12 protein-coding genes are annotated in these 13277 nt (G+C 71.8%); 8 read left to right on the forward strand and 4 right to left on the reverse strand.

Features of this window, described 5'->3' with window-relative positions; genetic code table 11:
* Positions 1-72: 72 nt before the first annotated feature.
* Together R2B67_RS24500 and R2B67_RS24505 are read right to left on the reverse strand one after the other, a co-directional pair.
* Entirely contained in the window at positions 73-396 is a 324-nt protein-coding gene (locus R2B67_RS24500; RefSeq protein ID WP_076966209.1) for a heavy-metal-associated domain-containing protein, read from the reverse strand.
* Between the two features lie 137 nt (positions 397-533).
* Positions 534-1292, reverse strand: coding sequence for a TetR/AcrR family transcriptional regulator (locus tag R2B67_RS24505; protein WP_317821076.1), 759 nt, complete (start codon positions 1290-1292; stop codon positions 534-536).
* Between the two features lie 157 nt (positions 1293-1449).
* On the opposite strand from R2B67_RS24505, the gene R2B67_RS24510 reads away from it, so the two are divergent.
* Positions 1450-3768: an MMPL family transporter gene (locus R2B67_RS24510; RefSeq protein WP_317821077.1), complete on the forward strand. Its 2319-nt coding sequence runs from the start codon at positions 1450-1452 to the stop codon at positions 3766-3768.
* Between the two features lie 98 nt (positions 3769-3866).
* Here the strand turns inward: R2B67_RS24510 and R2B67_RS24515 are convergent, their stop codons facing one another.
* The gene (locus R2B67_RS24515; RefSeq protein ID WP_018511348.1) at positions 3867-4058 is read right to left on the reverse strand and encodes a helix-turn-helix transcriptional regulator; all 192 of its coding nucleotides are present in this window, start codon (positions 4056-4058) and stop codon (positions 3867-3869) included.
* A 243-nt stretch (positions 4059-4301) separates the two neighbouring features.
* Between R2B67_RS24515 and R2B67_RS24520 the strand changes: the two genes are divergently transcribed.
* A complete protein-coding gene (locus tag R2B67_RS24520; RefSeq protein WP_317821079.1) occupies positions 4302-4832 on the forward strand; it encodes a DinB family protein in 531 nt (176 codons plus the stop codon).
* Between the two features lie 31 nt (positions 4833-4863).
* Here the strand turns inward: R2B67_RS24520 and R2B67_RS24525 are convergent, their stop codons facing one another.
* The gene (locus R2B67_RS24525; protein ID WP_317821080.1) at positions 4864-5778 is read right to left on the reverse strand and encodes a sugar phosphate isomerase/epimerase family protein; all 915 of its coding nucleotides are present in this window, start codon (positions 5776-5778) and stop codon (positions 4864-4866) included.
* A gap of 192 nt (positions 5779-5970) precedes the next feature.
* Here R2B67_RS24525 and iolC point away from each other — a divergent pair, with 192 nt between their 5' ends.
* The 6 genes from iolC (at position 5971) to R2B67_RS24555 (ending at position 13130) form a co-directional block, all read left to right on the forward strand.
* Complete coding sequence (iolC, locus tag R2B67_RS24530) at positions 5971-7005, forward strand: 5-dehydro-2-deoxygluconokinase (protein WP_317821082.1); 1035 nt, start codon at positions 5971-5973, stop codon at positions 7003-7005.
* The gene (locus tag R2B67_RS24535; RefSeq protein WP_317821084.1) at positions 7002-7925 is read left to right on the forward strand and encodes a Cgl0159 family (beta/alpha)8-fold protein; all 924 of its coding nucleotides are present in this window, start codon (positions 7002-7004) and stop codon (positions 7923-7925) included. The genes iolC and R2B67_RS24535 overlap by 4 nt, the downstream gene beginning before the upstream one ends.
* Positions 7926-7963: 38 nt before the next feature.
* Positions 7964-8941 (forward strand): 5-deoxy-glucuronate isomerase, encoded by a 978-nt coding sequence (gene iolB / locus R2B67_RS24540; RefSeq protein ID WP_317821085.1) that lies wholly within the window; start codon positions 7964-7966, stop codon positions 8939-8941.
* Positions 8938-10899 carry a 3D-(3,5/4)-trihydroxycyclohexane-1,2-dione acylhydrolase (decyclizing) gene (iolD, locus tag R2B67_RS24545; RefSeq protein ID WP_317821086.1) on the forward strand — a complete coding sequence of 654 codons (1962 nt, stop codon included), beginning with the start codon at positions 8938-8940 and terminating at the stop codon, positions 10897-10899. Before iolB ends, iolD begins: the two co-directional genes overlap by 4 nt.
* Positions 10900-10940: 41 nt before the next feature.
* Positions 10941-12443, forward strand: coding sequence for a CoA-acylating methylmalonate-semialdehyde dehydrogenase (gene mmsA, locus R2B67_RS24550; protein ID WP_317821087.1), 1503 nt, complete (start codon positions 10941-10943; stop codon positions 12441-12443).
* An 81-nt stretch (positions 12444-12524) separates the two neighbouring features.
* On the forward strand, positions 12525-13130 hold the full coding sequence (locus tag R2B67_RS24555) for a DUF4291 domain-containing protein (protein WP_317821089.1): 606 nt from the start codon (positions 12525-12527) through the stop codon (positions 13128-13130).
* Positions 13131-13277 lie beyond the last annotated feature (147 nt).

Genomic DNA, 13277 nt, shown 5'->3' on the forward strand with positions numbered 1-13277 from the left:
CAGGTCGGGCCGTACCCCACCAGTATCTGCTGGCGGGCCGGCCCGACGGGAAGAAGGTGGTGCGGCGGGCGCTCAGGCGGCCCGGCCGACGAGCTCGTAACCGGCCTCGTCGACGGCGGCGCGGACGGCGTCCTCGGCCAGCGGGGCCTTGGAGGAGACGGTGACGCGGCCGGTGGCGGCGACGGCCTCGACGGACGTCACGCCGCCGAGCGCGGAGATCTCCTCCGACACGGCGCCTTCGCAGTGGCCGCAGGTCATGCCCTTCACCTCGTACACCGTGGTGACCGAGTCCGTCGGCTCGATCTGCACGTCGGCGGCGCCACCGCCGTGGCAGGAACCGCTGGGCGAGCAGCAGGAGCCGGTGGACTGGGTGGTGGGCTCGGTCTCGGCGGTCATGACGTTCTCCTCTTCGGCGTACGAGTGTGGCGCGGGGGGCCACAGGGGTGCCCGGGGCGCCTCGCTCACTCCATACTATACCCCTAGGGGGTATGAATGAGGCGCGGGCGCGCGGCGCGTCGACCCGGGCTCCGGCTCTAGGGAGTGTGGTCCTGGCGGGCGTGCGGGGCCAGGTGAGGGGAGTCGTCGCCGATCAGGGGGTCCAGGTAGCGGTACATGGCCGCCTTCATCTCCTGGATGTACGCCTCGCGCTCCTCGCCCTCGTGGGCCATGACCAGGTCGAGTCCGGCCTTGAACACCATGAAGGCCATCTCGGCGACCCGGTGGAGCTGGGCGGCGGGGACGTCCGGGAGGTAGTCGGCGAGGATCCCTTCGACCCGGCTCAGCATGGTGGTGTGCAGGGTGTCGTGCTCCTCGGTGATCCGGCCGGGGATCTCCGAGCCGTGCATCAGCACGAAGAACGCCGGATTCTCGCAGTTGAACGCGATCAGCGGGTCGAGGACGGCGTCCAGCATCCGGTCGAGCGGCAGTTCGAGGTGGGTCTGGTCGAAGGCGGCGCCGTACGTGTCGCGCCAGCGGTGGAGCAGCTGGTCGCCGAGCTCGACGGCGATGGCCTCCTTGTTCGGGAAGAACTGGTACAGCGTGCCCGGGGAGACGCCGGCCTCGCGGGCGATGGCGTTGGTGCTGGACGCGGTGTAGCCGCTGGTGCAGAAGACGCTGGCCGCGGCCTGGAGCAGCTGGGCGATACGCGCCTCGCCCCGGGCCTGGCGGCGGCGCGGGCGGGTCGCCCCGGTGGCGTCTCCCGTCCCCGTGGTGCCTCCCGCCCCCTCGCGCGCTACGGGTTTCCCGGCTGCGCCGTCCCCTGCGGCGCCCTTCTTGGCTCTGGCCTCCGGCACGGCAATCCCCAGCTTTCGTGATGCGTTTGACAAACGCGAGTGCTCGCTCGCATTCTTATGAAACGCGAGCGACTACTCGTGTTTGCCAGTGTAAGTGGCAACGACTGACCCATGCTGCCCTGTGCCGCCCGGGTCTCGGTGAAGGGGACACCGCACCATGTCCGAAGTCAACGGTCCACCCGGTTCGTCCGGTCCGCAGCGTGTCGAGCCCGGTCCGCAGCGCGTCGGAGGCTGGACCCGGTTCGTCACCGCCAGGCCGCGGATCGCCCTGCTGGCCGCCCTGGTGATCACTGCTCTGGCCGTGTTCGCCGGGAGCGGTGTGGCCGACCGGATGGGCAGCGGTGGCTGGCAGGCCCCCGACGCCGAGTCGTCCTACGCCACCGAGGCGCTGGAGCGGGAGTTCCCCGCCTCGCAGCCCAACCTGCTCCTGCTGGTGGACAGCGGCAGCGCCTCCGTCGACGATCCGGCGGTGGCCGCCGAGGCCGCACGGCTCACCGAGCGGCTCGCCGCCGAGCAGGGCATATCGGGGGTCACCTCGTACTGGCAGACCAAGGCGCCCGCCCTGCGCGCCGAGGACGGCCGGGAAGCGCTCATCGCGGCCCGGATAGGGGGCGACGAGACGGAGGCGGGGGAGACGCTCGAACGGATCGCTCCCGCGTTCGCCGGGGAGAGCGGCCCGGTGAAGGTCTCGGTCGGCGGGCCCGTCGCCGTCCAGCACGAGATGCAGACGATCATCCAGGAGGACCTGCTGCGGGCCGAGCTCATCGCCCTGCCGGTGACGCTGATCCTGCTGGTCATGGTCTTCGGCAGTGCGATCGCCGCCATGCTGCCGCTTCTCGTCGGCATCGTCGCGATCCTCGGCACCAACGCCGTGCTGCGCGGACTGACCGAGTTCACCGACGTCTCGGTCTTCGCCATGAACCTCACCACGGCCCTCGGCCTCGGACTGGCCATCGACTACGCCCTGTTCATCGTCCGCCGCTTCCGTGAGGAGCTGGACGCCGGGGCCGACACCCGGACGGCGGTCGGCACCACACTGCGCACGGCCGGACGCACGGTGCTCTTCTCCGCGCTGACGGTCGCCGTGTCCCTGTCGGCGATGCTCGTCTTCCCGCAGTACTTCCTGCGGTCCTTCGCCTACGCCGGGATCGCCGTGGTCCTGCTGGCCGCGGCCGCCGCACTGATCCTGCTGCCCGCCGCGCTCATGCTGCTGGGCCCCCGGGTCAACGCGCTGGACCTGCGCCGGCTGCTGCGCCGCGGAAAGAAGAAGGAAGCCACCACTGGAGAGACCGGCAGGGGATGGGCGCGCTTCGCCGAGCTGGTGATGCGCCGGGCGCCGGTCTTCGCCATCGTCACCACGGTGGGCCTCGTTCTCCTCGGACTGCCTTTCCTCGGCGTCAAGTTCGGTACGGCGGACGACCGCCAGCTGCCCGCCGGTGCCGAGTCCCGGGTGGTCCAGGAGCACATACGGGACGGCTTCCCCGGCAGCCCGAGCGGCGGCCTGGAGATGCTGGTCGAGGGGGAGGGGACGCCGGCGGCGTACGCGGCCCTGAAGGACCGGATCGAGAAGGTCCCGGGCGTGGAGCGCGTCGAGGGCCCGGTCACGGCGGACGCGGCCGCGTACTTCAGCGTGCAGTCGGAGGGCGAGGCGGTCGGGCAGGAGACCCAGCAGCTCGTACGGGACCTGCGCGCGATGCCCGCCGACTCCTTCGACACCTCGGTGACGGGCACGGCGGCGGTCCTGGTCGACTCCAAGGACGCCATCGCGGACCGGCTGCCGTGGGCGATCGCCATCATCGTCGTGGTGACGCTGCTCCTGGTCTTCCTGCTCACCGGCAGCGTGCTCATCCCGATCCAGGCGGTCGTGCTCAACGCCCTCAGCCTGACGGCGATGTTCGGTGCGGTGGTCTGGGTCTTCCAGGACGGGAACCTCTCCGGGATCCTCGCCTTCACCAGTACGGGGGACATCGAGACGACCCTGCCCGTCCTGATGTTCTGCGTGGCCTTCGGCCTCTCCATGGACTACGGGGTCTTCCTGCTCTCCCGTATCAAGGAGGAGTACGACCGGACCGGCGACCACGAACGCTCCGTCACCTTCGGCCTGTCCCGCACCGGCGGCCTGATCACCGCCGCCGCCGTGATCCTCGCGGTCGTGATGGTCGCCATCGGCACCTCACGGGTCACCAACACCAAGATGCTGGGGCTCGGTATCGCCCTCGCCGTCCTGATGGACGCCATGGTGGTCCGCAGCCTGCTGGTCCCCGCCGTGATGAAGCTGACGGGCCACGCCACCTGGTGGGCGCCCAAGCCGCTGCGCGCCTTCCACCAGAGGTTCGGCCTCAGCGAAGGGGAGTCTGCCCCGGCCGGCTCGTCCGGTACGAAGGGTGAGCCGGGCGGCCCGGGGGAGCCCACGACCGAGGGGGAGATACCCGAGGCGGGGACCCGGGACGGGGAGAAGGTCACCGCAGGGGCATAGGGGGAGCCCTCGTGCGCGGCCGCTCCGGAATCCGTTCAGAAACGGCTCCCGGGGCGGCCGCGCAAGTCCTTCTGACGGTCCGTGGCCGGGGGCCGGGGTCAGCGGCCCCGGTTGCGCGGGCGGGAGGCGACCCAGGCGCGGACGGTGTCGCCGTACCAGTAGGGCTTTCCGTTCTTCACCTGGTCGGGCTGGGGAAGGAGGCCGTGTTTGCGATAGGAGCGGACGGTGTCCGGCTGGACCTGGATGTGCGCGGCAATGTCCTTGTAGGACCAGAGTGTTCTGTCCGTCATCCGTGACACCTCTCTGCGCTGCTCTGTTCTGAGGACCGGTTCTGCCCTCGTGATCACGCAGCCTGCGCCCGGTTGAACGCCCGCGGACGGCAGGCGGGGTGGGGCTGTGGTGCGCCTGTTACGGAAAACCCGCGTAACGGAGACATGTGTCGCGAAACAGTTACTGGTGTGACAGAAGGGGTGAACGGTTGGCTGTGGTGCGGAAGCCGGGCGATGTCAGACCCGGATGCCACGATGATGACCATGAACATTTCCGAGCGTTCGATGCCCCCGTTGGTCGCCGACGAGCGCACCACCCTGGAGAGCTGGCTCGACTTCTACCGCGCCACCCTCGTCCAGAAGTGCGCGGAGCTGCCCGAGGAGCGGCTCCGTGAGGCGGCCGTGGCGCCCTCGTCGGTCACCCTGCTCGGGCTGGTCCAGCACGCGGCGGCCGTCGAGCGGAACTGGTTCCGGCGGGTCCTCGTGCAGGAGGACGTTCCGCGCCTGTACGCCCCGGCCGACGAGAGTGGGAGCGGAGGCGGCGGCGGAGGCCATGACGGTGGGTTCGAGCTCGCCGAGGACGCCACGTACGAGAGCGCGGTGGCGGTGTGGGAAGAGGAGGTGCGGCGGGGCCGGGAGAACTCCGCGGGCCGGAAGCTCGACGACACCAGCCCGTTCATGGGCGGTGAGGTGACGCTGCGGTGGATCTACACGCACATGATCGGCGAGTACGCGCGCCACTGCGGGCACGCCGACCTGATCCGCGAGCGCATCGACGGGTCTACGGGGGTGTGACCCGGCGGATTCAGCTCGCCGGGCCGGGCGGTCAGGGCCGTCCGCAGGAGCGCAGGAACTCGCGGGTGCGGCGCGCGATCGGGAGCGGCTTGTCCGGGTCGCACGGGTACATGTCCTGCTCCACGATCGCGAACAGGTCGACGTCCAGGGCGCGCGCCGCGTCCAGGACCGGCTCCAGGGCGGGCACCCCACCGGGCGGTTCGCACATCACGCCCCGCGCCACGGCCGGGCCGAACGGGACCTCGTCCGCCACCACCGCCGCCAGGATCTCGGGGTCGACCTGCTTGAGGTGGAGGTAGCCGATGCGCTCCCCGTACGTCTCGATGAGCTTGACGCTGTCGCCGCCGCAGTAGGCGTAGTGCCCGGTGTCCAGACAGAGCGAGACCAGGGCGGGATCGGTGGCGTCGAGGAAGCGGCTGACGTTCTCCTCGCTGTCGATGTGGGTGTCCGCGTGCGGGTGGACGACGATCCGGAGCCCGTAGCGCTCCCGGACCTCCCGCCCCAGCCGCTCCGTCTGCGTGGTCAGGTCACGCCACTGCGCGGGCGTGAGCGTGCGGTCCTCCAGCACCTCGCCCGTCTTGTCGTCACGCCAGAACGAGGGGATGACGACCAGGTGTTCGGCGCCCATGGCCCGGGTCAGCTCGGCGATGTCCGCGACATGCGCCCAGGTCCGGTCCCAGACGTCGGGCCCGTGGTGCAATCCGGTGAAGACGGTGCCGGCGGAGACGGTCAGCCCCCGGCTGCGGGTCTCGTCCGTCAGCCGGGCCGGGTCGGTGGGCAGATAGCCGTACGGACCGAGCTCGATCCACGCGTACCCGGCCTCGGCCACCTCGTCGAGGAAGCGCCGCCAGGGCACCTGCTGCGGGTCGTCCGGGAACCACACCCCCCACGAGTCGGGTGCCGAGCCGATGCGGATGCGGGCCGAAGAGGGTGCGGAGGGGGTCATATCGCACAGCGTCGCGGCCCGTACGGATGAGTGTCAAGAGTTCGTCCGAATGTCCGGACAAAATGTTGACAGGGTTCCGGGGAGGGGGCTAGACCTGACCTGGGATCAGCCGGCCACCGGTGGGCCGCGTCGGTGAGTCGCGTTGGTGAGTCGCGCGCCGGTGGGTCGCGCCGGTAGGTCGAAGGGATGCGTATGCCTGAGCCGTACGACGTGATCACCATGGGGCGGATCGGGGTGGACCTCTATCCCCTGGACATCGGTGTGCCGCTCGCCCGGGTCGAGACGTTCGGCAAGTTCCTCGGCGGCTCTCCGACCAACGTCGCGGTGGCGGCGGCGCGGCTGGGGCGGCGGACGGCGGTGATCACCCGGACCGGCCGGGACGCCTTCGGGGAGTACCTCCACCAGGAGCTCCGGGGCTTCGGGGTGGACGACCGGTGGGTGACGGAGGTCGAGGAGTACCCGACGCCGGTCACCTTCTGCGAGATCTTCCCGCCGGACGACTTCCCCCTCCACTTCTACCGGCAGCCCAAGGCGCCCGATCTGGAGATCCACCCGCCCGAACTCGACCTGGACGCGGTGCGCGACGCCCGGATCTTCTGGATGACCGGGACCGGGCTCAGCGCCGAGCCCAGCCGCGCCGCGACGCTGGCGGCGCTCCAAGCCCGTAGCGAGAGTGCCCGTAGCGAGAGCCCGGCCCCGGAGTTTCGTACCGCGACCGTCTTCGACCTCGACTGGCGGCCCATGTTCTGGGACGGCGGGGACCACAGCTCGGTGGCGCCCGCCCGCTATCGGGAAGCGCTCGCCCACGCCACCGTCGCCGTCGGCAACATCGACGAGTGCGAGATCGCGACCGGCGAGCGCGAACCGCACGCCGCCGCCCGCGCCCTGCTCGCGGCCGGGGTGGAGCTCGCCGTGGTCAAGCAGGGGCCGAAGGGCGTCCTCGCCGTCCACCGCGACGGCTCCACCGCCGATGTGGAGCCGCTGCCGGTGGAGGTGGTCAACGGGCTCGGCGCCGGGGACGGGTTCGGCGGGGCGCTCTGCCACGGGCTGCTCGCCGGCTGGGACATCGCCCGGATCATGCGGTACGCGAACGCCGCCGGGGCCATCGTCGCCTCCCGCATCGCCTGCTCCTCCGCGATGCCCTTCCCGGACGAGGTGGAGCGGGCGCTCGCGGAGGGGGCGGTCACGGAGTCCATCGCCGCCGGGCCCTCCGGAGCGGCCTCATGACCCCCGCCGCAGCCTCCCTCCGCGACCTGGTCCGGCTCCGCGCCGAGCGCCCCGAAGCGGTGGCCGAAGCCGCCGCGCGACGGAAGCGGCGCCCCTTGCTCCGTACCGACGACATCGCCTCGGACCGAGCGCGCCCGCCCCACCCCGGCCGCCTCATGATCATCGCCGCCGACCACCCCGCACGCGGCGCCCTCGCCGTCGGGGACCGGGCGCTCGCCATGGCCAACCGGTTCGAACTGCTGGAACGGCTCCGCCTCGCCCTCTCCCGCCCCGGCGTCGACGGTGTCCTCGCCTCCGCCGACGTCCTGGACGACCTGCTCCTCCTCGGCGCCCTGGAGGACAAGGTGGTCATGGGCTCCATGAACCGGGGCGGGCTCGCGGGCGCCGCCTTCGAGCTCGACGACCGGTTCACCGGGCACCGCCCCGATGACCTGGTCCGCCACGGGTTCGACGCGGGGAAGCTGCTGCTCCGCATCGACCACGAAGACCCCGGCTCCCTGGACACCCTGCACACCGCCGCCCGCACCATCGACGCGATGGCCGCGCACCGGCTGCCGGTCTTCGTCGAACCGTTCCTCTGCCGCCGCGTCGACGGCCGCCTCCGCAACGACCTGGGCGCCGCCGCCGTCGCCACGTCCATCGCCATCGCGTCGGGCCTGGCCGGGACGTCCGCGTACACCTGGCTCAAGGTCCCCGTCACCGAGCACCCGGACGACATGGCGCAGGTCATGGAGACCTCCACGCTCCCCGCCGTGCTGCTCGGCGGCGAGGTGGGCGACGACCTGGACGGGGCGTACGGGAAGTGGCGCGAGGCGCTGCGGCTGCCGACCGTACGGGGGCTGGTCGTGGGGCGTTCGCTGCTCTACCCGGTCGACGGGGACGTGGCGGGCGCCGTCGACACGGCCGTATCGCTGCTGTAGCCGGGGAAGCTCGGAGGAAGGACGGGTAAGGAGGGGCCATGGAAACGCACCACGAACACCACGGGCACCACGGGCACCACACCGGAGGCGCTCCGCCCGCCGCGCCGCGTCACCATCTGCCCGCCGGCACCGCCGCGCGCGGCCCCTATGTCCTGGACATCGATCCGGAAATGGCCGGATGGGACCGGTCCTATCTCCGCGTTCTGGAGCTGGAGCCGGGCGGAGTTCATACGCTCGTCACCGGGGAGTGCGAATGGATCGTCCTCCCGTTGGCCGGTGGCTGTACGGTGCATACGGCAGGTGAGACCTTTGAACTGCTGGGCCGGGAAAGCGTGTTCAGCGGGGTGAGTGATTTCGCCTACGTGCCGCGCGACGACCGAGCGCAGATCGCCTCCGGCGCAGGAGGCCGCTTCGCCCTGGCAGGAGCGAAGTGCGAGCGACGACTCCCCGCTCGCTACGGCCCCGCGCCGGAGGTACCCGTCGAACTGCGCGGCACCGGCACCTGCTCGCGCCAGGTCAACAACTTCGCCGCCGCCGACACCTTCGACTGCGACCGCCTGATCGCCGTCGAGGTCCTCACGCCCGGCTCCAACTGGTCCTCCTACCCGCCCCACAAGCACGACGAGCACGTGCCGGGCGAGGAGTGCGAGCTGGAGGAGATCTACTACTTCGAGGTGGAGGGCGGCGGCCTCGGCTACCACCGGGTCTCGCCGTCGCGCGAGGGCGGTACGGATGTGCTCGCCGAGGTCGGCAGCGGTGACGCGGTCCTCATCCCCGACGGCTGGCACGGCCCGTCCATCGCCCCGCCCGCCCGCACGCTGTACTACCTGAACGTCATGGCCGGGCCGGGGGAGGAGCGGGCCTGGCTGATCCGCGACCATCCGGACCACGGATGGATCCGCGACACCTGGCGGGACGAGCCGGTCGACGCCAGACTGCCGCTGTACACGGCGCATCCGCAGACGGCCCGCCCGGACACGGCGCATCCGTCGCCCGGCCCGGAGGTAACAGGTTGAGCCCGACGAGTCCCGCGAGCCCCCCGAGCACCACGCGTACGCGCTCCACCCGCCGCCTGACCACCGCTCAGGCCCTGGTCACCTTCCTCGCCCGCCAGTACACCGAGCGCGACGGCCGCCGCCACCGCCTGATCAGCGCCACCTGGGGCATCTTCGGCCACGGCAACGTCGCGGGCATCGGCCAGGCACTCGTGGAGGCGGGCCACGGAGGGAACGGCACCGCGTACCGCATGCCCTACCTCCAAGGCCGCAACGAACAGGCCATGGTGCACGCGGCCGTGGGATACGCCCGCCAGTCCGGCCGGCTCTCCGCGCACGCCGTGACCACCTCCATCGGCCCCGGCGCCACCAACCTCGTCACCGGCGCCGCCCTCGCCACCATCAACCACCTCCCCGTCCTCCTCCTCCCCGGCGACACCTTCGCGACCCGGCCCGCCGACCCCGTACTGCAGCAACTCGAAGTCCCGTACGCCGGTGACGTGTCGGTCAACGACTGCCTGCGCCCCGTCTCGCGCTACTTCAACCGGGTCACCCGCCCCGAAGCGCTGATCCCGGCGGCCCTCCAGGCGATGCGGGTCCTGGCCGACCCCGCCGAGACGGGCGCGGTCACGCTGGCGCTGCCGCAGGACGTGCAGGCGGAGGCGTACGACTGGCCGGAGGAGTTCTTCGCCGAGCGGGTCTGGCGGGTCCGCAGGCCGGCGCCCGACACGGCCGAACTGGAAGCGGCGGTACGGGCGGTGCGCTCCGCCCGGCGCCCCCTGATCGTCGCGGGCGGCGGGGTCCGCCACAGCGCGGCCGAGGAGACGTTGGCCGCCTTCACCGCCGCCACCCGCATCCCGGTCGCCTCCACCCAGGCGGGCAAGGGGGCCCTGCGCCACGACCACCCGGCGGACGTGGGAGGCATCGGCCACACCGGCACCGCCACCGCCGACGAGCTGGCCCGCACCGCCGACCTGGTGATCGGCGTCGGCACCCGGTACACGGACTTCACCACCGCCTCCGGCACCCTCTTCGAGAACCCGGCCGTCCGCTTCCTCAACCTCAACATCACCGGCTTCGACGCCCACAAGCTGGCCGCCCTCCCCCTGGTCGCCGACGCCCGCACCGGCCTGGAGGCGCTCACCAGCGCACTCGCCGGACGGGGATACCGGATCGACCCGGCGTACGAGACGGAGTACACCGGCGCTAAGGAGGCGTGGGAGGAACAGGTCGAGGCGTCCTTCACCACCCCCGACCCCACCGCGCGCCCCACCCAGACCCAGGTCCTCGGCCTCCTCGACACCCTGGTCACCGAGGAGGACATCCTCATCAACGCCGCCGGTTCGCTCCCCGGCGACCTGCACAAGCTCTGGCGCACCCGCTCCCGCGACCAGTACCACGTCGAGTACGGCTACTCCTGCATGGGCTACGAGATCCCGGCCGCGATCGGCGTCCTCCTCGCCACCGAAGCTCAAGGACACGGAGGCCGTCCCGTCTGGGCGCTCGTCGGCGACGGCACGTACCTGATGAACCCCACCGAGATCGTCACCGCCGTCCAGGAGAACCTCCCCCTCAGACTGCTGATCCTCCAGAACCACGGTTACGCCTCCATCGGCGGTCTCTCCGAGGCGGTCGGCGGCGAGCGCTTCGGCACGGCCTATCGCCACCGCGACCCCGACGGCGGCTTCACCGGCCCGCCGCTCCCCGTCGACCTCGCCGCCAACGCGGCCTCCCTCGGGATGCGGGTCCTGCGCGCCACCACCGTCGACGACCTGCGCAAAGCCCTCGCGGAGGCCCGCAGCGCGGAGGGCCCCACTTGTGTCTACGTCGAGACCGAAACGCCCGACACAGTGTCGGGCCCCCCTCCGGCACAGGCGTGGTGGGATGTTCCTGTGGCCGAAACCGCGAGCCGTCCGGCGGCGGTCACGGCCCGGGAAGAGTACGACCGGCGGGTCGCCGCCCGACGCCACCACCTGTGAGACCGGCCCCCACGCCTGCCTGAAGCATGAAGGAGTACGTCATGACGAAGACCGTCAACCACTGGATCGGCGGCAAGACAGTGGAGGGCACGTCGGGCCAGTACGGTCCGGTCACGGACCCGGCCACCGGCCAGGTCACCACGCGGGTGGCGCTGGCCTCGGTGGAGGAGGTCGACGCGGCGGTGGCGGCCGCGAAGGCCGCGTACGCGACCTGGGGCACCTCCTCCCTCGCCCAGCGCACCGCCGTCCTCTTCCGCTACCGCGCGCTGCTGGACGCCCACCGCGACGACATCGCCGCGCTGATCACCGCCGAGCACGGCAAGGTGCACTCGGACGCGCTGGGCGAGGTCGCCCGTGGTCTGGAGATCGTCGAGCTGGCGTGTGGCATCACCACGCAGCTCAAGGGCGAGCTCTCCACCCAGGTCTCCAACCGGGTCGACGTCTCCTCGATCCGCCAGTCGCTCGGCGTGGTCGCGGGCATCACCCCGTTCAACTTCCCGGCCATGGTGCCGATGTGGATGTTCCCGCTCGCCATCGCGTGCGGCAACACGTTCGTGCTGAAGCCGAGCGAGAAGGACCCGTCGGCGGCCAACCTGCTGGCCGAGCTGGCGGCGGAGGCGGGCCTCCCGGACGGCGTCCTCAACGTCCTGCACGGTGACAAGGTGGCGGTCGACGGCCTGCTCAACCACCCCGACGTGGCGGCGGTCTCCTTCGTCGGCTCCACCCCCATCGCCCGCTACATCCACGCCACGGCCTCCGCCAACGGCAAGCGCGTCCAGGCCCTCGGCGGCGCGAAGAACCACATGCTCGTCCTCCCGGACGCCGACCTGGACGCGGCGGCCGACGCGGCGGTCTCGGCGGCGTACGGCTCCGCCGGTGAACGCTGCATGGCGATCTCGGCGGTCGTCGCGGTCGGCGCGATCGGTGACGAGCTGGTCGCCAAGATCCGCGAGCGCGCCGAGAAGATCACGATCGGCCCCGGCAACGACCCCGCCTCCGAGATGGGCCCCCTGATCACCGCCGCCCACCGCGACAAGGTCGCCTCGTACGTCACGGGCGCCGCCGCCCAGGGCGCCGAGGTCGTCCTCGACGGCACGGGCCACACGGTGGAGGGCTTCGAGGACGGCCACTGGATCGGCCTCTCCCTCCTGGACAAGGTCTCCACCGACTCCGACGCCTACAAGGACGAGATCTTCGGACCGGTCCTGTGCGTGCTCCGCGTGGAGACGTACGAGGACGGCGTCGCCCTCATGAACGCCTCGCCGTTCGGCAACGGCACCGCGATCTTCACCCGCGACGGCGGCGCGGCCCGCCGCTTCCAGCTGGAGATCGAGGCCGGCATGGTCGGCGTCAACGTGCCGATCCCGGTCCCGGTGGGCTACCACTCCTTCGGCGGCTGGAAGGACTCCCTCTTCGGGGACCACCACATCTACGGCAACGACGGCGTGCACTTCTACACCCGCGGCAAGGTCACCACCACCCGCTGGCCGGACCCGGCGGACGCCCCGGCCGGCGTCGACCTGGGCTTCCCGCGCAACCACTGACCGACGCACCCCCCGGCCGTGCCCGGGCCTCCGGTGAAATCCGGATGCCCGGGCACGGCCGTGTCCCGCACCATGGGACGCATGAACACCCCACCCCTCCCGCCCCGTTACGAGATCCGCGCGCTGCACACCGCCACCACGGTCACCGTCTACCAGGCGTACCGCCCCGCCATCGGGCTCCCCGCCGCGCGCGACGGGCGGTTCCCCGCCGAGTGGAAGCGGGACCGGATGACGTGGATCAAGCCCAGCTTCCTGTGGATGATGTACCGCTGCGGCTGGGGCACCAAGGAGGGCCAGGAGGTCGTCCTCGCCGTCGAGATCGACCGGAGCGGCCTGGAGTGGGCGCTCGCGCATGCCGAACTCTCCCATTACGTACGCGATGTGCACCCGGACGAGGCGTCCTGGAAGCAGAGCCTCCGCACCGCCCCCGCCCGGGTGCAGTGGGACCCCGAGCGCGACCTGGACCTGAACCCGCTCCCGTACCGCTCCCTCCAGCTGGGGCTGAGCGGGGAGGCCTCCCGGCGGTACGCGGACGAGTGGACCGTCTCCGTACGCGATGTCACCCCGCTCGCCCGCGAGGTGCACGCGGCGGTGCGTGCGGGGGAGCGGGAGCGGGCCGTCGCGCTGCTGCCGGTGGAGACGCCGCTCGACCTTGCCGCGCCGCGACCGGTGCCGGCCGGGCTGTAGTCAGGATGTCGGGCTGTAGCCGCGAGCCCGGGGCCCGTCGCGGCCGCTGCGGGCGTTGCGCGGCCAATGTCCGCAATGGCCTTCGGCCGGGATAAGTCCCGTACCGCATCCGGAGTACGGGAAGGGCGCACCGTACCTCTCAGGGAG

Source organism: Streptomyces cyaneofuscatus, from assembly GCF_033109485.1.
Taxonomy (GTDB): Bacteria; Actinomycetota; Actinomycetes; order Streptomycetales; family Streptomycetaceae; genus Streptomyces; species Streptomyces cyaneofuscatus.